Origin of the sequence: Streptomyces swartbergensis (genome assembly GCF_002148965.1) — a bacterium.
Classification (GTDB): Bacteria; Actinomycetota; Actinomycetes; order Streptomycetales; family Streptomycetaceae; genus Streptomyces; species Streptomyces swartbergensis.
In genome coordinates this window covers 1-25,269 of record NZ_NGFN01000094.1, presented here as the reverse complement: position 1 = coordinate 25,269, position 25,269 = coordinate 1, and the positions used below count along the sequence as shown (strand labels likewise).

The window sequence follows — 25,269 nt, the reverse complement described above, 5'->3', positions numbered from 1 at the left end:
ACCCCCTCCACCCCCCGCCCGGTCCCCCTGCAAGAGGCGCCGTTGGGACGGCTTGTAACGAACTAGTGCCGGTTGGCGTGGCCGCCTGGATCCGGGGTGCGGGGTGCCGGTTAAACTCGCCCGGCTGTAAGGAAGATCATGTTGACGGGGTGAATTCCATCCGATGAGAGACGCCAGCACACACCAGCACACTGCCGACGTCCAGGAGATCTCCGCCGGCCACGGCCGGCACCGTGGTGAGGTCTCCACGCAGGACGGCGAGACGGCTCCGCGCGGCCGTCACCGCAAGCCGGTGGCGGAGACCGAGCGGACCGAGCGGACCGAGACGGCGGCCTGACGGAGCGTCAGTGGCCGGACGACTGAACGGCTCCACCCTCTGTCTGACGGGTGGGGCCGTTTCCCGTTCTCACCCGCGCCTCAGCCCCAGCACCTCCGCCGCCGCGAACGTCTCCCCCGCCGGCCGGTCCGCGTAGTACGGCCCGAGGACGGCGTCCAGTTCGTCGTACGTGAAGGTGTCCTGCTTGCTGTCGAACCGGGCGGCGACGCGCGGCCGTTCGACGACGGCCACCATGCCGCCGTGCACCACGAGGAGCTGTCCGTTCACATGGGCGGCCGCGGGCGAGGCCAGATAGCCGACGAGCGGGGCGACATGCTCGGGGGCGAGCGGGTCGAGGCCGTTGCCGGAGGGCTGTTGTACGCCCGCGAAGACGTCTTCGGTCATCCGCGTGCGGGCGCGCGGGCAGATCGCGTTGGCCGTGACGCCGTACTTGCCGAGGGCGAGGGCCGTGGAGGTGGTCAGGCCGACGATCCCGCCCTTGGCGGCCGCGTAGTTGGGCTGCCCGGCGGAACCGGCGAGGAACGCCTCGGAGGAGGTGTTCACGATCCGCCCGTACACCGGCTCCCCGGCCCGCTTGGACCGCTCCCGCCAGTGGGCGGCGGCGAACCGGATGGTGTTGAAGTGTCCCTTGAGGTGCACGCGGAGCACGGCGTCCCACTCCTCCTCGGCCATCGAGAACACCATGCGGTCGCGCAGGATGCCCGCGTTGTTGACGAGGATGTCGAGCTTGCCGAACTCGGCGACGGCCGACTCGACCAGTTCGCGCGCCTGCCGGAAGTCGGAGACGTCGCCGGTGTGCGCGAGCGCGGTCCCGCCCGCCGCGCGGATCTCGGCGGCGACCTCCTCGGCGGGTCCGGCGGAGGCCTCGCCGGTGCCGTCGCGGCCCGGCTGCCCGTAGTCGTTGACGACCACGGCGGCGCCGAGCCGGGCGAGTTCCAGCGCCTCGGCCCGGCCGAGCCCGCGGCCGGCGCCCGTGACGATCGCGGACAGTCCTTTCAGCGGCTGCGGCAACGGCATGGCGGTGTCCTCACATCTCGATGCAGGTACGCAGGGCGGTCCCGGTCCGCATCTGGTCCAGGGCCTCGTTGATGTCGGCGAGGGGGACCCGGTGGGTGATCAGACCCGCCAGGTCGACACGGCCCGCGCGCCACAGGGCGATGGTGCGTTCGTAGGAGCGCAGGATGTCGCCGCCGCCGTACATGGACGGCAGGATCCGCTTCTCGTCGAAGAACAGCTCGAACATGGTCAGCTGGAGGAAGTCGTCCATGGCGCCGGCGCCGACCACGACGAGGGTGCCGCCGCGCCGGGTGGTGTCGTAGGCGGTGCGTGCCGTGGCGGACTTGCCGACGACCTCGAAGACGTAGTCGAAGCCCTCACCGGCGGTGACCTGCTGTTTGGCGTCGGGCAGTTCGTCGGGTGAGACGGCCTGCGTGGCCCCGAACCGCAGGGCGGCTTCACGCCGGGAGGCGACCGGATCGACGGCGACGATCTCGGCGGCCCCGCGCAGCCGGGCCCCCTGGATGACGGAGATGCCCACGCCCCCGCACCCGATGACCGCCACCGACGAACCGGCCTCCACGTCCGCGGTGTTGAGCGCGGCGCCCAGCCCGGTCGTCACTCCGCAGCCGATGAGGGCGGCGATGTCGAAGGGCACGTCGTCGGGTATCGGCACCGCACACCCGGCGTCGACGACGACCTCCTCGGTGAACGTGCCGGTGCCGGCCATGCCGAAGAGGTCCCCGGCGGGCCGCCTGAAGTTGGGGGTGCCCGCGTTCATGAACCCGGCGAGGCACAGCTGGGTCTGCCCGCGCTTGCAGGCGGGACAGGAACCGCAGGCGGGCAGCCAGCACACGACGACCCGGTCACCGGCCGCCAAGTGGCCGACGCCTTCCCCGACTTCGAGGATCTCGCCCGCCCCCTCGTGCCCGGGCACGAACGGCCCGGGCTGGGGCAGCACCCCGCTCATCGCGGACAGGTCCGAGTGGCACAGCCCCGTGGCGCGCACCCGGATCCGCACCTTGCCGGGTCCGAACCCCACCGCCTCGACGTCGTCGAGGACCTCCAGTTTGTCCTGGCCGATCTCGTGCAGTACGGCTGCGCGCATGGTGCGGCTCCCCTCGTACGGCGTTCGGGACTTCAGGTGTGTTCGACGACGGTGTCGGCGAGGACGGGCGCGTCGTCCCGTTCCACCGCGCTCACGGCGACCCGGACCTCGCCGTCCAGGCGCCACATGCGGATCCGCAGCGTCTCGCCCGGGTGGACGACGCCGGCGAACCGGGTGGCGTACGACCGGACCCGGGTCACGTCCCCGTCGAGCAGCGTGTCCACGACCGCCTTGAGCGTCATGCCGTAGGTGCACAGCCCGTGCAGGATGGGCCGGTCGAACCCGGCGCGCTTGGCGAAATCGGGGTCGGCGTGCAGCGGGTTCCAGTCGCCGGAGAGGCGGTAGAGCAGGGCCTGGTCCTCGCGGACGTGCCGCTCGACGACCCGGTCCGGCTCACCGGCGGGCGGATCGAGCCGGGTGGACGGTCCCCGGTCGCCGCCCCAGCCGCCCTCTCCCCGTACGTAGATCTGCGCGTCGTTGGTCCACAACGGCCCGTCGTCGTCGGCCACTTCGGTCCGCATGACGAGGACGGCCGCCTTGCCCTTGTCGTACACGGCGGCGATCCGGCCGGTGGCGGTCGCGTGCCCCCGGGCCGGGATGGGGCGATGGATCCTCAGGCTCTGCCCGCCATGGAGGACGCGGGCGAGGTCGACGTCGACGCCGGGCATGGACAGCCCGCTGATCACCCCGGGGGACCCGGCGCCCGCGACGGTGGCGAAGCTCGGCAGGACGTGCAGCCGGGACTCCAGGGTGTAGCGCAGCTCGTCGGGGTCGGTGGCGGGGACGCCGGCGCCGATGCCGAGGTGGTAGAGCTGCACGTCCTTGTGGTCCCAGGAGAGCTCGCCGGTCCGGGGTTCGGCCGCGAGCGCCTTGGCTGCGTCGATGGGCATGGGGCTCCTGATCGCCGTGGGAGAGACCGCCGTGAGAAAGACCGCCGTGGGAAAGACCTCGGCACGGCCGTCCGCACCGTCGGCCGCACCGAGGCCCGTCTGGGGCCGAACTGGAACGCGTTCCAGTCCTGCGCCCTCTGTATAGCCGAGGCCCCCACACTTGTGAAGCCTCCTGACGCCGCGTCAGATCCTGCTGGAGTGGGAGGCCGATGACATTTGTCCGGCCGAACTCCGTACCACCGCATCTGCCGCCCGGCCCGGCGGATCCGTAGCGTCACTGCCATGACCACGCAGACCCAGCGGGCCGTCAGATGCCGCTTCGAGGCGACCCGGGCGGTCGTCCGGCAGGCCCGGGAGCCCCGGCGTCACTACGCGGCGAACAGGACGCGGCAGGGCCGAGTGGCGAGCCGCCCGGAGAGCGGGCGAACTCCCCGAGCACCCCGGCCCGCCGCCCAGCGGATTCACCCTGCTGCCGTGGCTGCTGATGGGGATGGGCGCCTTCTCCAACCTCTTCCAGGACCGGACGCCGAACCCGTGGATCGGCGGGCTGGGCCTCCTCACTTTCAACACGCTCTACATCTACGTGGCGTTCCGCGCGTTCCACAGAGACAAGCGCGAGGCCCGCTCCACCCGGGTGGCCCACGTCCTGCTGACGGCCGTGACCTGCGCGCTCGCCGCCGGCTACGGCGGCAACTGGCTGCTGCTCTTCCCGCTGCTCGGCCTCGCGACGGGCGCTGCCCTGCGCCTGTCGCACCTGCGGCCCGCCGGTACGGCGGTGGCGGTGCCGGCGGGTGCGGTGTCCTGCTTCCACGACGGCTGGGGCGGCCTCGACATCGCGTACGCGACGTGGATCTCGACGATGGTGACGGCGGCGATCATGCGGCTCTCCGAGGCGGTGGGCGAACTGCGCGCGGCCCGCGAGGAACTGGCCCGCCGGGCGGTCGAGAAGGAGCGCCTCCGCTTCTCCCGTGACCTGCACGATCTGCTCGGGCACACGATGTCGGTGATCGTCGTGAAGGCGGAGGCGGCCCGTCGCCTGGCCGCCCGCGACCTGGACGCCGCGCTGGCCCAGATCACGGACATCGAGTCCGTGGGCCGCCAGGCGCTGACGGAGATCCGGGAGGCCGTGACCGGGTACCGCCAGGGCAGCCTCGGTGCGGAACTCGACCGCGCGCGCTCGGCCCTGACGGCGGCGGGCATCACCCTTGCCGTGATCCGCTCCGGCCCTCCGCCGGGGCCGCAGACCGAGGCACTGCTGGGGGTGGGTGGTACGGGAGGCGGTCACGAACGTCGTGCGGCACAGCGGGGCGGACCAGTGCGCCATCACGCTGTCGGGTGTGGCGGAGCGGGTGCGTCTGTCCGTGGTGGACGACGGGGTCGGGGCGCTCGCCGGCGACGGGGCACGGACGGCCACCGGCATCACGGGCGGGCCCGCCGGCGACGGAGGCGGTGGGCCCGACGGCGGGGGCACCCGTGCCGGTACGGGGCTGACCGGCCTGAGGGAGCGTCTCGCGGTGGCGGGCGGCTCGCTGACGGCGGGGCCCCAGGCCAAGGGCGGATTCGYCGTGTCGGCGGAACTCCCGCTCGATGTCGATGTGACGGGCGCGCGCTCGGCGGTGGCGGAACGGGCGTGACCGCTCGCCCTCCGCGACGCCGCAGGGCTGGTCCGGGGACCGGTGGGTCGCCCTACGGCCGCACGACGGGGCAGGGCTGGCCCGGGCACCGGCGGGTCGCCCCCCTGCCTCGCGGCGCCGCAGGGCGGGTCCGGGGCCGGCAGGTCGCCCCCGGAGTCCGAAAACCGGCGGACCGACCCGGCGGCCGGAGGCCCGCTGTCACCCGCCGTCGGCGAGCCGGGGGCGGGACGCCGTACGGCCCACGTCGGCGTGTACGTTGGCCGATGGTCCGCGCCACACGTACCCGTACACGTGGACGGCGCCGGCAACTGCTAGGGGAAATGGAGCACATGGCACGCGTCGCCGTCATCACCGCGCCGAACATCGGGTACCGCAACACCGGCATGCTGACCGTCGACTTGGCGTTCGAGTCGCTGCGGCGGCGGATGACCCCCGAGATCGACGCCACCTGGTACACCCTGCACACGCCGCAGACCGTGCCCCTGCGCGAGTGCGCGCAAGGCACGGACTTCCCGTTCCGCTTCCACCCGCTGGCCGAGCACCTCGACACGCTCCGCGACCACGACGCGGTCGTCTTCTGGGGCGACTTCCTCCACACCCGGCACTACCTGGAGCAGGACGCGACGAACCGGCTGCTCGACTTCGGTTTCGCCGCGGACCGTGCGGCGGCCCGGAGCCTGCTGAACCGCACCCTGCTGTTCGCGGACCAGCCGGACGAGCTCCTCGCGCGGACCCTCAGCTACGGCGGGACGATCCTGCACAACTCGCAGTCCGACTACGAGGACTTCGAGGACAAGGAATACGGCCCCCTGTTCGCACGCCTGGTGACGCGCAGCCGCCGCGTCTGGGTGCGTGACCCGCTCTCGGCCGCGAAGATCGCGCACCTGCGCGGGGACCGTACGACCGACTACTTCGGTTCGGACGCGGCGCTGCTGTCCCGCCCGGGCGACCTCGACCACCTCCCGACGACGGAATGGTCCCGAGCGGTCCCGGACGGCGGTGCGATCGGCGTGTTCCTCGGTGCCCGTACGCGGATCCCCAAGTGGCTGCCCGCCTTCTGCCAGGACCTGTCCGAGCGCCTGGGCGCCCCGCTCGAATGGCTGCCCTGGTTCGACCGGGACATCCCCGCTCCGGTCGGCCACATCGCGCCGCGCCCGGGCCGGCACACCATCGGCGACCTGGTGGGGGTCCTCCCCCGCTACCGCCTGGTCATCACGGACACCTACCACCTGTCCGTCAACGCCTGGGGCGCGGGCACTCCCGCGGTGTGCGTCGGCGCGCCCGAGCCGACCCCCAAGACCCACGACGACTACCTGACGCTGAGCGACGTGAAGAAGCACGTCTTCCACATGGCTTACGACGCGGCGGACTTCTACCTCTCCACCCAGGAAGGGCACCGGCAGGGCACCGACCGGCTGGTCCGACTCCTCGAGGGCGGCGGTGCCGAGGCCGTGGCGGCGCGCATCCGTGAGCACGCCGACTACTCGGCGACGGCGTTCACGGAGACGCTGGCCTCGTTGCTCGACGCGCCCCGCCCTGCCCTCGGCCCGTGACCGGCAGACCCGTCCGCGTGCTGCTCGCGGAGGACCAGGGCATGCTGCGCGGCGCGCTCGCGCTGCTGCTCGGGATGGAGGCCGACATCGAGGTCGTCGCCCAGGTGGGGTCCGCGGACGGCGCGACGGTCGCCGACATCGCCGGCAGGCTCCACCTCTCGGAGTCCACCGTCCGCAACTACCTCTCCTCCGCCATCGGCAAGACAGGCACCCGCAACCGCACGGAGGCCCTGCGCGAGGCTTGCCCGCCGCCAGGGCTGACTGTGAGACCTCAGGCCCGCCGGAACAGCGCCGTCCACAGGAAGCTCTCGCCGAAGCACGCCGACTCCTCCGGCTCGTCCCGCATCCGCCGCAGTTCGACCTCGGTCAGGCCCGAGAAGATCTCCCGCAACGACTCGGGCGTGTACGCGAGTCCGCCCCCGAGACCGTTCGCCGCACGGTAGTAGTCGGTGTCGGACAGCTCCGACCCCATCCCGTCGGCACCGGCGGCGAAACACGTGAGGCTGAACAGGCCCCCGGGAGCCAGGACGTCGTCCAGCAGCGCCAGATAGCTGATCCGCCGGTGCGGAGGCAGATGGTGGAAGCAGCCGGAGTCGAAGACGAGGTCGTACGGCCCGGTGAGTTCCGTACCGGCGAGCGCGAACGCGTCCCCGCAGTGGAACCGTACGCCGTCCACCCCCGCCTCACGGGCCCGTTCCCGGGCCCAGTCGACGGCCGCCGGGGACAGATCGACCGCGTCCACCTCGAACCCCCGCTCCGCCAGGTACAGCGCGTTGCGCCCCGGGCCGCACCCCAGGTCCAGCGCCCGCCCCCCGCTGATCATCCCTCGTTCCACACAACTCACCAGGTTCTCGTCCGGCTTCGCCACGAAGAACTGCACCGGCCGGGAACGGTCGGCGTAGAAGCCGTCCCACCACTTGGCGCCCCGCCCCGTCCACCGATCGACCTCGGGCGCGAACAGCCCGTCGAGCAGCGCGAGTACGTCGTCGACGGTGCGTATGTTCCGGTCCATCCGGTCCCCCTTCCGCGTCCGGCAACCGTACGCCCGGACAGGACGAAAGCCCAGTTCAGAGAGGGTTTCCAGGCATCACTGAAGGGCCTCCTGCGGCCCCTGGCGGAACCGGGACCGCACCCGTCGACGCCGTCACTCCGCCCCCGGGCCGAAACACCGGCGGCGCGCCGCCCAGGGGCCTCCACGCCCCCGCCACGGCCGACGCGACACGCGCCGATGTCCGCCGTCGGCAGCCCTAGGGGGTGTCCGCAAAGTCCCGCCTGCCTCGCGACGCCCGGCACGCTCCCCCAAGCTCTTCGAGCAGGGGGAGACCCCACTCTCCGCACCGGGCGAACACCCGCGTACGACCAGTACGCGGGCGTCCGCCCGGCACTCCCCCGAGCTCTTCGAGCAGGGGGACCCCAGAGCACGTACCGGACGCCGCAGGGCCCGCCCTCCGGGCGGACGACAGGACTCTGCGGACACCCCCTAGTGCTCCCGTGCCGTCCGCGGCAGCCAGACCCACATCAACAGCACCCCCACGGCCAGCACTCCGGTCCCCACCCGGAACGCCAAGGCATACCCCTCCGTCAGTGCCTCCGGCGTCCCGCTCCCCGCCGACCGGGCCGCCGCGAGGGTGGACAGGACCGCCAGGCCCAGGGAACCGCCCATCGTGCGGGAGGTGTTGACGAGCCCGGACACCAGCCCGGCCTCTTCGGGCGCCGCGCCGGACGTGGCCAGGGAGGCCAGCGGCGTCGCCGCCAGGCCCGCGCCGAGCATCATCAGGACTCCGGGGATCAGGATCGTCGTCGCGTACGCGCCGTCGGGGGTCAGCGTGGACTGCCAGGCGAAGCCGGCCACGGCGACCAGCGTGCCCAGCGCCGCCACGTTCCGCGGCCCGACCCCCCGCATCAGCCGGGGCGCGACCTTGGAGCCGAAGATGACGGCCAGGGAGCTCGGGACCAGGGCGAGTCCGGCCTCCAGCGGGGTGTAGCCCAGCACGTTCTGCGCGTACAGGGTCATGAAGAACCACATGCAGAACATCGCGGAGCCGCACAGGAACATCGCCGCGTTCGCCGACGACACCGACCGCAGCTTCAGCAGCCCGAGCGGCATCAGCGGACTGGCCGTCCGGGCCTCGACCGCGAGGAACAGCCCGATCAGCGCGAGCCCGGCGAACAGCGGCAGCAGCGTGGCCGTGGCCGTCCAGCCCGCCGCCTCCGTCTGGGAGATGCCGTAGGCCAGCGTGCCGAGCCCGCCCGTCACGAGCAGCGCGCCCGGCAGGTCGAGCCGCCGCCCGTCCCCGGCCCGGCCCTCGGTGAGGAACCAGGCGGCCGCGCACAGCACCACCGCCCCCACGGGCACGTTGATCAGCAGCACCCACCGCCACGACAACGTCTCCACCAGCAGCCCGCCGACCAGGCCGCCCGCCGCGCCACCACCGGCACCGACCGCCGTCCAGGTCCCGATGGCCCGGGCCCGGGCGGCGCCCTCCGGCACCGAGGCCGTGAGGATCGTCAGCGTCGAGGGCGCCAGCACCGCCGCCCCGAGCCCCTGCACGGCCCGCGCCACCAGCAACTGCCACTCCTCCTGCGCCAGTCCGCCGCCGAGCGAGGCCAGGGTGAACAGGCCGAGCCCGATGAGGAACATCCGCTTGCGGCCGTAGAGGTCCCCGGCCCGCCCGCCGAGCAGCATGAACCCGGCGAAGGCGATGGAGTACGCGTTCACCACCCACTGCAGGCCCTGTTCGCTCAGCCCGAGCCCGGTCCGCATCGACGGCAGCGCCACGTTGACCACGGACACGTCCAGCACGACGAGGAACTGCCCGGCACAGGTCAGCGCGACCACGAGCCAGGTGGGAGGCGCGGTGCGGCGAGGCGTACGGGTTATCTCGGCGGCTTCGACCATGGGTGTCATGCTCTCAACCACTCCAGACTCCCGGCATCGGAATTTCGACCTAGGGCCACGGCAGCCCCAGGCCCCCTCCCCCAAGAGAAGGTCAAGATTTCATTAGAGTGCCGAAGCAACGGAATAGTTGCCTACGCATACAAGGTTCACACCCCACGTAACCACGCGACCCCCGAACACCCCGGCCTGGAGGCCCCCCTCAATGACGCAGACGACGACAGTCCGTCCCGCCGGCAGAGCGCGCGGTGCCGTGGTCCCGGTACTCGCCTTCGCGGGCATCGTTGTCGCGGTGATGCAGACCCTGCTCGTCCCGGTCATCAAAGACCTGCCGCAACTGCTGGACACCGCCCCCAGCGACGCCACCTGGGTCCTGACCTCGACCCTCCTCTCAGGCGCGGTGGCCACCCCGATCATGGGCCGCCTCGGCGACCTCTACGGCAAGCGGCGCATGCTGATCACCAGCCTGTCGGTCATGGTCGTCGGCGCCCTGGTCAGCGCGTTCACCAGCGACCTGCTGCTCATGATCGCCGGCCGTACGCTCCAGGGCTTCGCGATGGGCGCCATCCCGCTCGGCATCGGCCTGATGCGCGACATGCTGCCCCGCGAACGGCTCGGCTCGGCGATGGCCCTGATGAGCTCCTCCATAGGCGTCGGCGGCGGTCTCGCCCTGCCCGCCGCCGCCCTGGTCGCCCAGCACACCGACTGGCACGCCCTGTTCTACGGCGCCGCCGGCCTCGGTGTCCTCGCCATCGCCCTCACCCTGCTCGTCGTGCCCGAGTCGCCGATGCGCGCCCAGGGCACCTTCGACCTGCCGGGCGCGATCGGCCTCTCCGCCGGTCTCGTGCTCTTCCTGCTGCCGATCACCAAGGGCAGCGACTGGGGCTGGACCTCCGGCACCACGCTCGGCCTGTTCACCGCCGCCGCGGTCGTCCTGCTCCTGTGGGGCGTGATGGAACTGCGCGTCAAGGCCCCGCTGGTCGACCTGCGCACCACGGCCCGTCCGGCCGTCCTCTTCACCAACCTCGCCTCGATCATGGTCGGCGTCTCCTTCTACGTCGTCTCCCTGGTCCTGCCCCAGCTGCTCCAGCTGCCGAAGTCCACCGGCTACGGCCTCGGCCAGTCGATGGTCGTCGCGGGTCTGCTCGTGGCGCCGCTCGGCCTGACGATGATGTTCACCGCGCCCGTCTACGCCCGGCTGTCCGCGAAGTACGGCCCCAAGGTCACCCTGATCCTCGGCCTGCTGATCATCGCGATCGGCTACGGCGCGGGCCTCGGCCTGATGAGCGCCGCCTGGCAGAGCCTGGTCATCTCGGTCCTGCTGGGCGCGGGCATCGGCCTCGCCTACTCCTCGCTGCCCGCGCTGATCGTGGGCGCGGTCCCGGCCTCGGAGACAGGCGCGGCGAACGGCCTCAACACCCTGATGCGCTCCATCGGCACGTCGGTGTCGAGCGCCGTGATCGGCATGGTGCTGGCGAACACCGCGGACAACGTCGGCGGYGTCGAGATCCCGACCATGCACGGCTTCCGGGTCTCCTTCCTGATCGCGACGGGCGCTGTCGCCGTGGGCCTGCTCCTGGCGCTGTTCCTGCCGGGCCGCCGACCGTCGGACAAGCCGCAGTTGCGCGCCAGCAGCGAGGAGGACGCCAACCTGGAGCGCGCCGAGCAGGTCCTGCGCGGCTTCCGCGGCAGGGTGCTGGCGGCCGACGGCACGCCGGTCGCCCGTGCCAAGGTCACGCTGATCGACCGCCGGGGCCGCCAGGCGGGTGCGACGCTCTCCGCCGAGGACGGCGCCTACGCGCTCATCGTCCCGGCCGGTGGCGCGTACGTCGTGGCCGCCCGCGCCACGGGCCACGGCCCGCTCGCCTCGTCCGCGACCCACGCCGGCGACGAGCGCCCGGTCGACCTCGACCTGTCGCTGCCGGGCGAGACGGTCTCCGCCTGACCGCGCTGCTCACCCCTACCCCCTGTCACCCTCCGGCAGGGGGTACGGCACCATGGGCGCCCGGACCGTCGTACGACCGGAAGGAACCCCATGCCCGCGGCCCCGAAGCCCGAGATCCTGGCCGCGTTCGAGGCGGCGAAGGGGTTCATGCCCGTGGGTGAGGGCCTGGCCCTGTATGCGGCGGCGGTGGAGGCCGGACGGCTCGGGCTGCCGCTCCTGGAGGTCGGCACCTACTGCGGCCGGTCCACGATCCTGCTCGCCGACGCGGCCCGCGAGGCCGGGGTCTGCGCGCTGACCGTCGACCACCACCGCGGCAGCGAGGAGCAGCAGCCGGGCTGGGAGTACCACGACCCGGAGACGGTCGACCCCGAGCTCGGCCTGATGGACACGCTGCCCACGTTCCGCCGCACCCTGCACCGGGCGGGCCTGGAGGACCACGTGGTGGCCCTGGTCGGCCGCTCCCCGCACATCGCGGCGATCTGGCAGACCCCTCTCGGCTTCGTCTTCGTCGACGGCGGCCACACGGACGAGCACGCCACCGCCGACTACGAGGGCTGGGCCCCGCACGTGGCCGAGGGCGGCCTGCTCGCCATCCACGACGTCTTCCCCGACCCGCAGGACGAGTTCACCGGCCAGGCCCCCTACCGCGTGTACCTCAGGGCCCTCGCCTCCGGCGCGTTCACGGAGGTCTCGGCGACGGACTCACTGCGCGTGCTGCGGCGCACCGGCCCGGGCCTCTAGGAGCACGGCTGGGCGGGTGAACTGCGCCCCCTCCACCCCCTCCCGGTCGGCCCACGGGCGGCGTGGCGAGTCGGCGGGCGACCGCCGCTGCCCAAGGATCCGGGCGCGTGGCACACACCTTCGCAGAGCTCGTGGAGAAGCAGCGCGCGGCGGACGAGGCGTACGCCCGCGTGCGGCAACTGCAGGACGCGTACGGTCCGCCCACCCAGACCAAGTGGAGCGCCCAGCAGACCACCACCTGGGAGACCGCCTGGCGCGCCTGGCGCGACCTCGCCCGCGACGTCCAGGCGGCGGTGACCGCGTACGCGAAGCAGGAGGGCACACCCCGCCAGGAGATCGAGGCACGGGTRAAGGAGGCGGTACGGCACGGGAACCCCGACGGGAACGAGGAGTAGCAGCCACCCGCTGGGCCGTCCTCGACCCGCTGCCCCTGCGGACGGCCGCTAGGGTGGCAGACGTGTCGTACGTAGGCCCGGACTTCGAACCTCCCCAGCCCCGCCGCTCCCGCCGCGGCCCCCTGACCGTCGCGCTCGCCGCGCTGGTGCCCGGGGCGCTGCTCGGCTGGCTCGTGTACGAGACGGTGGGCGGCTCGGGGGACGACGGCGGCTCGGGCCGGGCGACCGTACGGTCGTCCCCGCCCCCCGTGTCCTCCGCGTCGGGCGCGCCCACCGACGACGCCAGGAATCCGAGCGCCTCGCCGTCGCGGAAACCGACGGCGTCCTCGACCTCCGCGCCCGCCCCGGCCTCCGGCCCGCTCAAGGGAAAGGTCGTCGTCATCGACCCCGGGCACAACCCGGAGAACTTCCAGCACCCGTCCGAGATCAACCGCAAGGTGAACATCGGGACGAACTGGAAGGAGTGCGACACCACGGGCACGTCGACCAACGACGGTTACACCGAGGCGAAGTTCACCCTGGACGTGGCGCACCGGATGCGCACGCTCCTCGAAGCGCAGGGCGCCACGGTGAAGCTGACGCAGGACGCCGACCGGCCGTACGGCCCGTGCGTGGACGAGCGGGCCCGGATCGGCAACGAGGCGAAGGCCGACGCCGTGGTCTCGGTCCACGCGGACGGCTCGGCCGCCGGCAACCGCGGCTTCCACGTCATCCTGCCCGGCGCGGTCCACGCGGGCGCCGCCGACACCCGCGCGATCGTCGCCCCCTCCCGCGACCTCGGCGAGCACGTCGCGGGCCGCTTCGTGGCCGTCACCGGCAGCGCGCCCTCCAACTACGTCGGCGACGGCACCGGTCTCGTCACGCGTAAGGACCTGGGCGGTCTCAATCTGTCAACGGTTCCCAAGGTGTTCATCGAGTGCGGCAACATGCGCGATAGCAAGGACGCGGCGCTGCTGACCAGTGGCGCGTGGCGGCAGAAGACGGCGCAAGGGATCTCTGAGGGAATCGTGAGTTTCCTGCGCGGGTAGCTCTCGGCGGGCTGATCCGGGCGGACACCCTGGTCGGGCGGACGATAGGGTCCGTTCGTACGATGAGGGGTCACCCCCGCGCTTCACACCGGGGCCTGACGGCGACATGGTGGCAGCGACGCCTCTACCGACGATGAGACGACTTACGAAGGACCTGAAGTGAATATCCGCTCCCTCACTCGAGGCGACGGCGTGGTGATCGGTGCAGCGGTGTTGCTGTTGATCGCGTCGTTCCTCGACCTCTACTCGTTCGACAATGTCCCCGACAGCGTCGACCTCCCCAGCCTGTGGGGAAGCGGTCCGGTCGTGTTCAGCGTCGTCCTGGCGGGGATCATCGGCGCCGCGCTCGTCATCGTCGCCCGGGGACTGCCGCAGGTCCCGAAGATCGCGGGGCTCGACCTCGGTCAGTTCGGCGCCGCCTTCACCGTGTTCGCCGCCTGGAGCGCGCTCGGCAACATCTTCGACGTGCCAGGCGGCTTCGACAACATCGGCAACAATGCGGACGAGGGTGCTCCGAGCCCCGGCATCGGCATGATCCTGGCCCTCGTCGCCACGCTGCTCCTGSCCGCCGCCGCCCTCGCCACGCCTCTCGTCCCGGCCCTCAAGGGCGCCCTCATCCCCGCCCCGCGCCCGGCCGCTCCCCAGCCCTACGGCGCCCAGCCCTCCGGCGGTTACGGCTACCCGGGCGCCCAGCAGCCGGGTGGCTACGGCCACCCCCAGCCGGGACAGCCCGGTCCCGGGCAGCCGGGTCAGCCGTACGGCGGCCAGCCCCAGCCCCAGCAGGCCCAGGCGCCGCAGCCCCCGGCCGGGGACTTCTCGCCGTTCTGGTTCGCGGTGCCGGTGCCGCGACCGCTGTTCGCCGAGGACGGTTCGCCGACCCCGATCGCCGAACTCGCGCCGGGCACCTGGTACCTGGCCGTCGAGCAGCGCGGCGCGGCCCTGGTCGCCCAGACGCAGGACGGCCGCCGCGGTGTCCTCCAGGACACGTCGGGCATCCAGCGCGGCTGAGCTCCTGAACGACGTACGGCCCCTCGCCCTTCCGGGTGGGGGGCCGTTGTCGTACAGTCGTCGCCCCCGCTAGCTGACAGACCGTCAGGAGGCAGGCATGCGGCTCGGTCTCGCGCTCGGCTACTGGGGCCGCGGCCCCTCCCCCGACCACGTGCCGCTCGCGCGGGAGGCCGAGCGGCTGGGTTACGACTCGGTATGGACGGCGGAGTCGTGGGGCTCGGACGTCTTCACGCCGCTCGCCTGGATCGCGGCGCACACCTCCCGCATCCGGCTGGGCACGGCCGTCGCGCAGATGGCGGCCCGCCCGCCGACCACGACCGCGATGCACGCGCTGACCCTCGACCACCTCTCCGGCGGCCGCATGATGCTGGGCCTCGGGCTGTCCGGCCCGCAGGTCGTCGAGGGCTGGTACGGCCGCCCGTTCCCCTCCTCGCCGCTCACCGCCACCCGCGAGTACGTCGACGTCGTACGGCAGGTGCTGCGGCGGGAGGCGCCGGTGGAGCTGACCGGCCGCTTCCACTCCCACCCCTACCGCGGCCCGGACGCCACCGGCCTCGGCAAGCCGCTCAAGCCCATCACCCACCCCCTGCGTCCCGACCTGCCGATCCTGCTCGGCGCGGAGGGGCCGAAGAACGTCGCCCAGACGACCCGGATCGCCGACGGCTGGCTGCCGCTGTACTGGTCACCGACCCGGCCGGAGGTCTACGGCCCGGCCGTGCGCGAACTCCCCGAGAACTTCCTCGTCGCACCCCTGGCCCAGGCCCGGGTCTGCGACGACGTCGCCGAGGGCCTGTTGCCCGTCAAGGCGATGCTCGGCTTCTACATCGGCGGCATGGGGCACGCGGCCCGCAACTTCCACGCCGACCTCATGGCCCGCATGGGTTACGAGGAGGAGGCCCACCGCATCCAGGAGTTGTTCCTGTCCGGCCGCCGGGAGGAAGCCGTCCTGGCCGTGCCGGACGCCTTCGCCGACGAGATCTCCCTGGTCGGACCGCGCGAACGCATCGCGGAGCGGCTGGAGTTGTGGCGCAAGGGCCCGGTGACGGACCTGCTGGTCCTGGCGCCGGACTGGGAGACGCTGCGCGTGCTCGCGGAGTTGAACTCCTGAGCGAATTTCGCACGTACGGGTTTCATCCAGGCTTCAAGGGCAACCCGGAGGGCATGTCCCCTCGATATCGCAACGGTGCGAATCAGGCCGGCACGATCATCGCGGTCGTCGCCGACGTCATGGCCCTCATCCTGGGCCTGTGGATTTTGATGTACCTACTGGACGCGAACCGGGCGAACGACTTCGTCCAGTTCATCCATGACGCGGCCCGCTGGCTGGCGGGTTGGTCCCACGACCTCTTCACGTTCGACGAGGCGTGGGCCCGAGTGGTCGCCGGCTATGGCCTGGCAGCGGTGGTCTACCTGTTCGTGGGCCACGCGATCGCCAATCGCGCACACCGGCACTGATGCCCTAGGGGCGCGGGGCTGTGTCGACATGCGGCTCCGCCGCGTGGGCGCGAGCAACCACCCACATCCCGCGCCCGCCAACCCCCCACAACCGCCCGAGCTCCTAGGCGCAGCACTCCGACTCCAGCCCCAGTGGCAGGCCCTCGCCGCCGAAGACCCGGCACGTGGCCTCATGGCCCCCCAACGCGGCGACGGCCAGCAACAGCGACCCGGCCGTCCACGTGGTCAACTCCCGCGGCCAGATCGCCTGGTCCTCGAAGACGTAGCCCGTCCAGTACAGGCCGCTCTCCGGATCGCGCAGGTGCTGGATCGACTGGAGGATCTCCAGCGCACGGTCCGACTCCCCCATCGCCCAGAGCGCCAGGGCAAGTTCCGCGGACTCGCCCCCCGTCACCCACGGGTTGGGGACCACGCAGCGCACCCCCAGTCCCGGGACGACGAAGCGGTCCCAGTCCTCCTCTATGCGGGCCTTGGCCTCGGCACCGGTCAGGGCGCCGCCGAGCACGGGGTAGTACCAGTCCATCGAGTAACGGTTCTTGTCGAGGAACCGCTCCGGGTGCCGGCGTATCGCGTGCCGCAGCGCGCCCGCCGCCAACTCCCAGTCCGGCTGCGCCTCTTCCCGCTGCTCGGCGATCGCCAGCGCGCACCGCAGGGCGTGGTGGACGGAGGAGCTGCCCGTGAGCAGGGCGTCCGCCGTGTCCGTGCCGTCGTCGTCGCGGCGCCAGCCGATCTGACCGCCCGGCTGCTGCAAGCGCAGCACGAACTCCACCGCCGCGTACACCGCCGGCCACATCCGCTCCAGGAACATGTCGTCGCCGGTGGAGAGGTAGTGGTGCCAGACGCCGACGGCTATGTAGGCGACGAAGTTGGTCTCCCGTCCCCGGTCGGTGACCTCGGCGAAGTCCCCGTCCGCATAGGCCGCGTACCAGGAGCCGTCCTCGTTCTGGTGCCGGGCCAGCCACAGGTAGGCCCGTTCGGCGGCCTCGTGTTCACCGGCCGCGTCGAGGGCCATCGCTGCCTCGACGTGGTCCCACGGGTCGAGGTGGTGTCCCCGGAACCACGGGATCGCGCCGTCCTCGCGCTGCACGGAGAGGATGCCGGCGACGGTCGCGGCGGCCTGCCCGGCGGTGAGGACCCCGGGCAGGACCAGGTGTTCCGTCCGGGGAGTCGTCACTGGGCGTCCGCCCCGGTGCCGGAAAGACGCGGCAGGTGCGGCTTGGTCGCGTACGCCACGAAGCTCTTGCCGATCAGCGGGTTCAGCGCCTGCTCCGCGACCCGGGTGGCCAGCGGTTTCTTCATGATGTCCCAGACCAGCAGCTTGTGGTACGCCCGCACGGGCAGCGCCTTGTCGTTGTCGACGCCGAACGCGCACTTCAGCCACCAGTAGGGCGAGTGCAGCGCGTGGGCGTGGTGGGTGCCGTACGGCTCCAGGCCGGCCTCGCGGATCTTCTCCAGCAGTTCGTCCGCCTTGTAGATGCGGATGTGGCCGCCCTCGACCTCGTGGTAGGCGTCGGACAGGGTCCAGCAGACCTTCTCGGGGCCGTAGCGCGGGACGGTGACGGCGATGCGCCCGCCGGGCTTGAGCACGCGCACCATCTCCGCGAGGACGCCCTTGTCGTCCGGGATGTGCTCCATCACCTCGGAGATGATCACGACGTCGAAGGACTCGTCCGGGAAGGGCAGTGCGAGGGCGTCGCCCTCCATGGCCGTGGCGGTGGCGCCCTCGGGGGCCTCGCCCGCCTCCTTCATCGCCGCGAACCACTTCGCGACCTCGCGGATCTCCTCGGGGTTCTGGTCCAGGGCCACGACCTGCGCGCCGCGCCGGTAGCACTCGAAGGCGTGCCGGCCGGCACCGCAGCCGAGATCCAGGACTCGGTCGCCCGGGGCGAGCGGGAACCGGGAGAAGTCGACGGTCAGCACGTGGCCCTGCTTTCGGAATTGACGCCTTCTACATCTGTGGTGGCTCCGGAGACGGCACCCGTGGGAGCCGCGGAACGGCCGGGGGCCGGTGGCGCGGACTGATCGACGCCGACTGCGGGGAGGCGGCCGGAAGCAGCCGGGCCCGCGGAGTCGGATGGAGCCGGGGGCGTCGAGCGGTCCCCACCCACCGCCGAACCGCCGGAGGCCAGGGACGCCGCACGGTCCCCGCCCGCTGCCGAGGGGCCGGAAACCGGAGACGCGAAACCGCCGGACACCACGGACGCCGAGCCGTCACCGCCCACCACGGAACCGCCCGAAGTCAGGGACGCCGAGCGATCCCCACCCGCTGCCGAGCGGCCGGAAGCCAGAGACGCCGAACCAGCGGACACCATGGACGCCGAGCCGTCACCGCCCACCGCGGAACCGCCGGAGGCCAGGGGCGTCACCACGGAACGCTCGTCGGGCGCTGCCGAGCGGCCCGTCTCGCCGGCCTGAGACCTGGCGATCGCCTCCCGGTACCGCGCCACCGTGCCCTCCGCGGCCCTGGCCCACGTGAAGTGCCGCAGTACTCGTTCCCGCCCGGCCGCGCCGAGCCGCGCGCGCAACTCCGCGTCGCCCAGCAGCCGGCCCAGCCCGGCCGCCAGTGCCTCGGAGTCGCCCGGCGGCACCGCCAGGCAGGTCTCCCCGTCCCGGCCGGCGACCTCGGGGATCGCCCCGCCGGTCGTGGCGAGCAGGGGCGTGCCGGTCGCCATGGCCTCGGCGGCCGGCAGCGAGAAGCCCTCGTAGAGCGACGGTACGCACGCGACCTGGGCGGAGCGCACGAGGTCGACGAGTTCCGCGTCGGAGATGCCCTTGACGAACTCGACGGCGCCGTCGAGGCCGTACCGCTCCATCGCCTGGGCGACGGGCCCCTCGGCCGGCCGCTTGCCGACGACGACGAGGTGGGCTGCGGGGTGCTCGGTGCGGACCTTGGCGAGCGCCTCGACGAGATGGACCAAGCCCTTCAGGGGCACGTCGGCACTGGACGTCGTCACGATCCGCCCCGGCACGACGGGCACCGAGGGGTCCGGCGAGAACAGGTCGGTGTCGGCGCCGATGTGGACCACGTGGATGCGGTCCTGGCGGACGCCGAGGTGGTCGATGATCTCCTGCTGCGACGTGCCGGAGACGGTGAGCACGGACGGCAGCCGCCGCGCGACGCGCTTCTGCATGCGTGTGAAGCCGTACCAGCGCCGCACGGACAAGTGCCGCTGCCAGCCCTGCGCCGCGTCCAGCTCCAACTGCCGGTCGACGGTGATGGGGTGGTGGATCGTGGTCACCAGGGGCGCGCCCACGTCTCCCAGCAACCCGTACCCGAGCGTCTGGTTGTCGTGGACGACGTCGAACTCACCGCGGCGGGCGCGCAGGTGGCGGCGGGCGCGCAGCGAGAACGTCAGTGGTTCGGGGAAGCCGCCGGTCCACATGGTCGCGACTTCGAGCGCGTCGATCCAGTCCCGGTACTCGTCACGCTTCGGCGTGCGGAAAGGATCCGGCTGGCGGTAGAGGTCGAGGCTGGGCAGTTCGGTGAGGCTGAGCCCGTCGTAGCCCTCGTCGAGCACGGGATACGGCTGTGCGCCGATGACCTCGACCCGGTGGCCGAGGCGGGCCAGTTCGCGTGAGAGGTGCCGGACGTAGACGCCCTGGCCGCCGCAGAACGGGTTCCCTTTATAGGTGAGGAGCGCGATGTTGAGCGGTCGCAAGCCGTCGGCAGCGGGGTCCTCCGGAGCCCCGGCCTCCCTGGCCTCAGCGGTCACTCTCGGCCCCCTTCTCCCTGCTCTGTCCCGCGAGATTACGCCGGGACGCTAATCTAGAACAAGTTTCAGACTTGATCGTTCGGAGGCTCTGAATCTACCGGCAGGTAGGGGCGCTGTGACCAGTGGATCAGGTGATTCACGCCACGGCCGGTGCCGTGCCATGCTGTCTGATCACTCGTCCTCACGGACGGTCACGGAACGGGACCGGCCCATGCCCGCGGAAGCCAAGGTGAGCGCCAAGGTGAACAAGGTGGCCAAGGTGGACGCCAGAGTCACAGCCCCCGCCTCCCCGCCCCTGACGGAGCGGCAGGAGGCCCGCCGTCGCCGCATCCTGCACGCGAGCGCGCAGTTGGCCAGCCGGGGCGGTTTCGACGCCGTGCAGATGCGCGAGGTCGCGGAGTCCTCGCAGGTGGCGCTCGGCACGCTGTACCGCTACTTTCCCTCCAAGATCCATCTGCTGGTCGCCACCATGCAGGACCAGCTGGAGCACATGCACGGCACGCTGCGGAAGAAACCCCCGCAGGGCGAGACGGCGGCCGAGCGGGTCGCGGAGACGCTGATGCGGGCCTTCCGCGCCCTCCAGCGCGAACCGCATCTGGCCGACGCGATGGTCCGCGCCCTCACCTTCGCCGACCGCAGTGTGAGCCCGGAGGTCGACCAGGTCTCGCGGCAGACGACGGCGATCATCCTGGACGCGATGGGGCTGGAAGACCCCACTGCGGAGCAGCTGTCGGCGGTCCGGGTCATCGAGCACACCTGGCACTCGGCCCTCATCACCTGGCTGTCGGGCCGCGCCTCCATCGCCCAGGTCAAGATCGACATCGAGACGGTGTGCCGGCTGATCGACCTGACGGCGCCGGGTGTCGACCCGTAGCCTCACCGCCCCCTCCAGCGGCGCGGGACGCCCAGCAGCTGAGTGAGGACCTTGAGGGCGGCGGTACGGCGGGCCGGCCGACGGGACCATACGGCGGGGAGGACGACGCCGACGTAGACGGCGAGGAAGACGAAGGCGGCGAACAGCACCGGCAGTCGAAAGGTCACTGTGTTCCCTCCGGGAGAGTGGGTCAACGGCTTGCGACCATGACCTTCGCGCCCTGACACACCCCTCCGGCCGGGCTCCGACAACCGCCGAAGTCCCGGCGGAACGCGCAGGTCGGACCGTACGCTTCGGAGACATTCGTCGAACCACGCCGAAGGGGTGGGGGAGTTGGCCGCACCGACGGGTGGTCCTGTCGCGGACTTCTGCGCGGCACTGGGCCGTCTTGTGAGCGTCTGTCGCGTATCGCAGCGGGACATCGCCGACGCGCTCGGGCTGAGCAGCACCAGTTCGGTGTCGGAGCTGCTGAGCGGGCGTCGGCGGAAGGTGCCTGACTGGGACGTCGTGGAGACGATCGTCGGGTTGTGCGCTGCCGAGCGGCAGCGGGTCTCGGTGCCGCCGCCCGCCGGCATGCGTCTCGATGTCCAGTGGTGGAAGAGCCGGCACGCAGAGCTGGAGAGGACCGCGGAGACGACGCGGGGGCGGGTCGGGCGCCCTCCCGTGCCGGTCGGCCCGCCCGCGGCGCCGACGCCGGCCCTTGTCGTCACGCCCGACGCGACGGCGGTCGCCGGCATGGACGTCGAGGAGGCGGTGCGTTGGCTGGCCGAGGCGCGCATGGAGACGCGGGCCACGGTGCACAGGCTGATGGCCGGACCACAGGGCGAGCGGATCGAGCACCAAGTCCTGGGTGATCTGCTGGAGGGGTTCCCGGAGCGCGTGCGGGCGGCTGAGGGTGTCGTGCGCGCCGCGCTGGTCCAGGCAGCCCGAGTGGTGCTGGTGGCGGCGGCCGTGGCGAGGAACGTGGAGAGCGGGCAGGCCCGCGCCCTCGTCTACGACCTGGCGGCGGGCGGACATGCGGCGCACACGCCCGCGCTGATGCACCTCGGTGACGGCAGCCGGACCAGCACGTCGTTGCAGATCGCCGGCGACTATGTGTGGCTGGCCACGCCCCTGGCCAGGTCGTGCCCCGAGTTCGCGCTCGGCGCAGGCCTGCCGGGGGCCGGACCGAGCGGTCCGGCGGCGGCCACCGGCCTGGCCGGACTGGAAGACCTGCTCTCGGAGTTCGCCGGCGGCGAGGGACTCCCCGCACGCCACGCCCTCCTGCGCGACCCGATCGCCGCCCTCGACTCTCCAGGGCCCCGGCTGCCCAGCCTCGCCTCCGGCTACATCTCCCCGCGCTTCCGGCTGGCCGCCCGGTCCCAGCACGTACCGGCCGGGATCGCCTCCGACAAGTGGTGGGACGAGCAGCCCCTGCACGACGACATCGAGCGGTTCCTCGCAGCGCACCTTCTCAGCCTTCCCGCCCTGCTGTCGCCGCTCGTCGTGCTCGGCCACCCGGGCGCCGGCAAGTCACTGCTCACGAAGCTGCTGGAGGCCCGGCTCCCGGCCCGGGAGTTCCGCACGCTGCGGGTGGAGTTGCGACACACGCCGGCCGAGACGGACGTACAGGCGCAGCTGGAGCACGCACTGAAGCGCCGCTCGGGACGGGAGGTGAGCTGGCCGGACTGGTCGGAGCATGAATCGGGACCGGTCCCGGTGGTCCTTCTGGACGGCTTCGACGAACTGCTCCAGGCGGGAGCGCAGAAGCTGGGCCAGGCGCGCCAGTGGGGCTACTTGCAGGAGGTCGAGGAGTTCCAGAAGCGCGAGGCGCAACAGGGCCGCCCGCTGATCGTGATCGTGACGAGCCGGACAGTGGTCGCCGACCGGGCGGACATCCCCCGCACCAGCCAGGTGATACGTCTGGAACCCTTCGGCGATGCCGAGATCGAGCACTGGCTCGACGTCTGGAACACCGCGAACGAGGGCTACTTCACCCGGCACGAACTGCTGCCGCTCACCCCGGAGGTCGTCCTCCCGCACCGGGACCTGGCGGCGCAGCCCCTGTTGTTGCTCATGCTGGCGCTGTACGACGCGGCCGGCAACGCCCTGCATCTGCTGGAGGACGAGGAGATCAGCCGTACCCAGCTGTACGACCGGCTTCTGACGGAGTTCGTCCGCCGCCAGGTCGACAAGGACGGCCCGCTGCCCCCGGCCGAAACCTTCACCGCCGTGGACCGCGAACTGCGCCGCTTGTCCGTGGTCGCGCTCTCCATGTTCCACCGGGGTGCGCAGGCCATCAGCGGTGAGGAGGCGCACCGGGATCTGCGGGCTCTCGGCGAGGCGGACGACGGATCGGGGCTGCTGTTCGGCCGGTTCTTCTTCGTTCACGAGGCACAGGCAGTCGTCACGGAGGAACGGCTCCGCAGCTACGAGTTCATGCACGCGACCTTCGGCGAGCATCTGGCCGCCCGGTTGATCGAGGGGGCGTTGCGACGGCTCGTCGATCAGGTGGGCGGCCCCCGGGACGACGGCGAGTTGTACGCGCTGCTGTCCTTCGCCCCTCTCACGGACCGGGCCCAGCTCGTGCAGAACCTGCGGGACATGCTGGCGGCCTGGCCGGCTGGTCCTCAGCGCAGGAGTCTGGTTCCCGCGCTCCTCACGCTGTTCCGCGCGGCCTCGTGGGAGCCCGAGGACCGTACCGATGTCGGTTACGCCCCGGTCCGGGTGCGCAGGAGGTACCGGGAAGCGGTGTACGAGGTGAACCTCGTACTGATCGCGGTGCTGGCGACGGGCGGGGTGCACGTGTCGGAACTCTTCGACGACGCGATCGTCCCCACGGCCGAGTGGCGCAGACATGCCCTGGGCTGGCAGGCGCAGTTGTCCGTCGGGTCATGGGCCGCGTTGACCTCGACCCTCAACCCCGAACGCCGCTGGGTCCGCCCCTGGAACGGCCGGGAGGAGGAGCCGGACCTGCACCTCACCACGCGTCCGTCGCCGCTGAGGGACCATGACCTGAACTGGTCACTGGGCGTCTCCCCGCCCTCGGGATCCAGATCGTTGTCGGACGGGCTGGAGGAGCGTCTCTCCGAGACGTCGAGTCCGGGCCTGATCAGGGAGATCCATTTCGTGGGCGATCGTGACACGGAGCAGTTGCTGCACATCGGCTACCCGATGCTTCTCCAGTTTCCGCGGCTCATGTCCGCGTTCGTGGCCACACCCGGCAAGCAGTACCACTCGGCAGCGCATGCGCTGATCGCCCTGCTGACCCGCGATGTCTACGCACCCACGGAACTGCCCGGCCTGTACGTGGAGTGCCTGAGCTACGCCGCGCTCTCGGAGCCGGGAGAGCGCGGAGAGAGTGGCTTCTATCTGGAAGCCGTGCTGCGTCAGCTGGTCCACGACGCGCCCGCCCTGACCGACGAGGCCCTTGTAGAGATCATCGACGAGCTGCGCCAGGCGTACGACCTCGATGCGACGTCTCTCACCACGGCCGCGCACCAGGCGCTCCTGGAGTTCGTCCGCCACGCCGTGGACCGGGGAAGCCCTCGCTTGGCAGAGCCTTTGGACAACCTTCGCCTGGGGCTCTCCACAGGCGACAAGCTCAGGGCGCTGGAAAGCCTCCTCGAGCTGGGTCAGGCGGGCCGTTCCACCCACACCTGGCGCTGGTCAGGAATCCTCGACCACTGGGCCGCCACCGACCATTTCGACCACGTACTCGGGCGACTCGACCTCCCCGAAGCGGCCACCACCCACCCCAGCGCCCTCATAGATCTCATCCGCCTCGCAGGAGAACTGGGCCTCGACGACTGGCTGACCACCCACATTCCCGAAATCCTCGCCGCACTCCCGCGCGCGGCCTTCGGCCTGCTACGGCCCTCCGACCTCCCCCGCCTGCGCGCCGCACTTCCGGCGGGCGCGTACGCCGAGCGGTTCGAGGAAGTCGAGAAGGCGTGGCGGGGCACATGAACGACCTACGAGACGGGTTCCCTTCGCCGGTATGGTCCGGATCAGGTTCTGGGGGTCGCCTTCCGGTCGCCTGACCTTGCGGCCCTGCGCCTTCCGGCCTCTCAGCCCTACCGTCGCAGTCGGCACCGGCGGAAGCCGAAGCTTCCTGCCAAAGTCGGCTACTCCGGTCGGACTCCCTCACTCGTCCCGTAGGCCTAGTTCCAAGGGTAGAACTTCTCCTCGCAAAGAAAAGCCCCTGTAGGGGATTTTTTACCTAAATATCCAGAGTGACCCATATGGCCCCACTTGAGGCCCCGGCCACCGCGACGAAACCCTCATCCGGAAGGAACATGAGGGAGTCGAAGTAACTTTTCGGGCGGAAGTGAAAGGGCAACCCCATGCCGAAGTATCTCTTCAAGGTGAAGCTGACCCCGGACGGACTGAAGGGTCTGCTCAAGGAAGGCGGGAGCGCGCGGCGTGACGTCGTCGGGCGCATGGTCGAGGGCCTCGGGGGCCGGGTCGAGACGATGTACTGGGCCTTCGGCGAGGACGACGTCTACGTCACGGCGGAGCTGCCGGGGAACACCTCCGCCGCGGCCCTGGGCATGGTCGTCTCGGCGGCCGGCGGAGTCCGCACGAGCACGGTCGTCCTGCTGTCGGCCGAAGAGGTCGACGAGGCCGTCCGGCACCAGGTGGACTACCGGGCACCCGGCGCCTGACGGCCCCCCGAACCGGCCACCCCACGCCCGTCCGACGGACACCCCGGAAC

At 71.8% G+C, this 25,269-nt stretch carries 21 protein-coding genes and 2 pseudogenes; 14 read left to right on the top strand and 9 right to left on the bottom strand.

Annotated elements, in window-relative coordinates:
- The first annotated feature begins 163 nt into the window (after nt 1–163).
- Nucleotides 164–337 carry a hypothetical protein gene (locus tag CA983_RS46705; RefSeq protein WP_086601760.1) on the top strand — a complete coding sequence of 58 codons (174 nt, stop codon included), beginning with the start codon at nt 164–166 and terminating at the stop codon, nt 335–337.
- A 69-nt stretch (nt 338–406) separates the two neighbouring features.
- Here the strand turns inward: CA983_RS46705 and CA983_RS17065 are convergent, their stop codons facing one another.
- From CA983_RS17065 to CA983_RS17055, 3 genes are read right to left on the bottom strand one after another with little or no spacing between them, the layout of a single operon-like run.
- Nucleotides 407–1,354, bottom strand: coding sequence for a 3-oxoacyl-ACP reductase (locus CA983_RS17065; protein ID WP_086601759.1), 948 nt, complete (start codon nt 1,352–1,354; stop codon nt 407–409).
- Nucleotides 1,355–1,364: 10 nt separating this feature from the next.
- The gene (locus CA983_RS17060) at nt 1,365–2,441 is read right to left on the bottom strand and encodes a Zn-dependent alcohol dehydrogenase (protein WP_086601758.1); all 1,077 of its coding nucleotides are present in this window, start codon (nt 2,439–2,441) and stop codon (nt 1,365–1,367) included.
- A gap of 32 nt (nt 2,442–2,473) precedes the next feature.
- Nucleotides 2,474–3,331, bottom strand: a complete 858-nt coding sequence (locus CA983_RS17055; protein ID WP_086601757.1) for a MaoC/PaaZ C-terminal domain-containing protein — start codon at nt 3,329–3,331, stop codon at nt 2,474–2,476.
- A gap of 466 nt (nt 3,332–3,797) precedes the next feature.
- Here CA983_RS17055 and CA983_RS17050 point away from each other — a divergent pair.
- The 3 genes and pseudogenes from CA983_RS17050 to CA983_RS17040 all read left to right on the top strand — a co-directional run.
- Nucleotides 3,798–4,965: pseudogene (locus tag CA983_RS17050) on the top strand (sensor histidine kinase).
- A 329-nt stretch (nt 4,966–5,294) separates the two neighbouring features.
- Nucleotides 5,295–6,518 (top strand): polysaccharide pyruvyl transferase family protein, encoded by a 1,224-nt coding sequence (locus CA983_RS17045; RefSeq protein WP_086601756.1) that lies wholly within the window; start codon nt 5,295–5,297, stop codon nt 6,516–6,518.
- Between the two features lie 41 nt (nt 6,519–6,559).
- Nucleotides 6,560–6,760: pseudogene (locus tag CA983_RS17040) on the top strand (helix-turn-helix domain-containing protein); the annotation flags it as partial.
- A gap of 29 nt (nt 6,761–6,789) precedes the next feature.
- Here the strand turns inward: CA983_RS17040 and CA983_RS17035 are convergent.
- Together CA983_RS17035 and CA983_RS17030 are read right to left on the bottom strand one after the other, a co-directional pair.
- Nucleotides 6,790–7,530 (bottom strand): class I SAM-dependent methyltransferase, encoded by a 741-nt coding sequence (locus CA983_RS17035; RefSeq protein WP_086601755.1) that lies wholly within the window; start codon nt 7,528–7,530, stop codon nt 6,790–6,792.
- A gap of 468 nt (nt 7,531–7,998) precedes the next feature.
- Complete coding sequence (locus CA983_RS17030) at nt 7,999–9,426, bottom strand: MFS transporter (protein ID WP_086601754.1); 1,428 nt, start codon at nt 9,424–9,426, stop codon at nt 7,999–8,001.
- A 193-nt stretch (nt 9,427–9,619) separates the two neighbouring features.
- On the opposite strand from CA983_RS17030, the gene CA983_RS17025 reads away from it, so the two are divergent.
- The 7 genes from CA983_RS17025 (at nt 9,620) to CA983_RS16995 (ending at nt 15,986) form a co-directional block, all read left to right on the top strand.
- Entirely contained in the window at nt 9,620–11,359 is a 1,740-nt protein-coding gene (locus CA983_RS17025) for an MFS transporter (protein WP_086601753.1), read from the top strand.
- Between the two features lie 90 nt (nt 11,360–11,449).
- Complete coding sequence (locus tag CA983_RS17020) at nt 11,450–12,100, top strand: class I SAM-dependent methyltransferase (RefSeq protein WP_086601752.1); 651 nt, start codon at nt 11,450–11,452, stop codon at nt 12,098–12,100.
- Nucleotides 12,101–12,207: 107 nt separating this feature from the next.
- Complete coding sequence (locus tag CA983_RS17015; RefSeq protein ID WP_086601751.1) at nt 12,208–12,495, top strand: hypothetical protein; 288 nt, start codon at nt 12,208–12,210, stop codon at nt 12,493–12,495.
- Between the two features lie 62 nt (nt 12,496–12,557).
- A complete protein-coding gene (locus CA983_RS17010; protein ID WP_086601750.1) occupies nt 12,558–13,523 on the top strand; it encodes an N-acetylmuramoyl-L-alanine amidase in 966 nt (321 codons plus the stop codon).
- Nucleotides 13,524–13,682: 159 nt separating this feature from the next.
- Complete coding sequence (locus CA983_RS17005) at nt 13,683–14,531, top strand: hypothetical protein (RefSeq protein ID WP_086601749.1); 849 nt, start codon at nt 13,683–13,685, stop codon at nt 14,529–14,531.
- A 97-nt stretch (nt 14,532–14,628) separates the two neighbouring features.
- Entirely contained in the window at nt 14,629–15,639 is a 1,011-nt protein-coding gene (locus CA983_RS17000) for an LLM class F420-dependent oxidoreductase (RefSeq protein WP_086601748.1), read from the top strand.
- Nucleotides 15,640–15,692: 53 nt separating this feature from the next.
- Nucleotides 15,693–15,986: a hypothetical protein gene (locus CA983_RS16995; protein ID WP_086601747.1), complete on the top strand. Its 294-nt coding sequence runs from the start codon at nt 15,693–15,695 to the stop codon at nt 15,984–15,986.
- 103 nt (nt 15,987–16,089) lie between these two features.
- Here CA983_RS16995 and CA983_RS16990 read toward each other — a convergent pair whose 3' ends face one another.
- Genes CA983_RS16990 through CA983_RS16980 form a run of 3 tightly spaced genes read right to left on the bottom strand, consistent with a single transcriptional unit; the run spans nt 16,090 to nt 19,699 of the window.
- Nucleotides 16,090–17,160 (bottom strand): prenyltransferase/squalene oxidase repeat-containing protein, encoded by a 1,071-nt coding sequence (locus tag CA983_RS16990; protein WP_086601746.1) that lies wholly within the window; start codon nt 17,158–17,160, stop codon nt 16,090–16,092.
- Nucleotides 17,157–17,906 carry a class I SAM-dependent methyltransferase gene (locus tag CA983_RS16985; protein WP_086601745.1) on the bottom strand — a complete coding sequence of 250 codons (750 nt, stop codon included), beginning with the start codon at nt 17,904–17,906 and terminating at the stop codon, nt 17,157–17,159. Before CA983_RS16985 ends, CA983_RS16990 begins: the two co-directional genes overlap by 4 nt.
- The gene (locus CA983_RS16980; protein ID WP_244206948.1) at nt 17,900–19,699 is read right to left on the bottom strand and encodes a glycosyltransferase family 4 protein; all 1,800 of its coding nucleotides are present in this window, start codon (nt 19,697–19,699) and stop codon (nt 17,900–17,902) included. The genes CA983_RS16985 and CA983_RS16980 overlap by 7 nt, the downstream gene beginning before the upstream one ends.
- A 211-nt stretch (nt 19,700–19,910) precedes the next feature.
- On the opposite strand from CA983_RS16980, the gene CA983_RS16975 reads away from it, so the two are divergent.
- Nucleotides 19,911–20,573 (top strand): TetR family transcriptional regulator, encoded by a 663-nt coding sequence (locus tag CA983_RS16975; RefSeq protein ID WP_086601744.1) that lies wholly within the window; start codon nt 19,911–19,913, stop codon nt 20,571–20,573.
- 2 nt (nt 20,574–20,575) lie between these two features.
- Here the strand turns inward: CA983_RS16975 and CA983_RS46700 are convergent, their stop codons facing one another.
- Complete coding sequence (locus CA983_RS46700) at nt 20,576–20,740, bottom strand: hypothetical protein (RefSeq protein WP_167407390.1); 165 nt, start codon at nt 20,738–20,740, stop codon at nt 20,576–20,578.
- 166 nt (nt 20,741–20,906) lie between these two features.
- On the opposite strand from CA983_RS46700, the gene CA983_RS16970 reads away from it, so the two are divergent.
- Complete coding sequence (locus CA983_RS16970; RefSeq protein ID WP_143645504.1) at nt 20,907–24,521, top strand: NACHT domain-containing protein; 3,615 nt, start codon at nt 20,907–20,909, stop codon at nt 24,519–24,521.
- A 377-nt stretch (nt 24,522–24,898) separates the two neighbouring features.
- A complete protein-coding gene (locus CA983_RS16965; RefSeq protein ID WP_086601742.1) occupies nt 24,899–25,219 on the top strand; it encodes a GYD domain-containing protein in 321 nt (106 codons plus the stop codon).
- Nucleotides 25,220–25,269 lie beyond the last annotated feature (50 nt).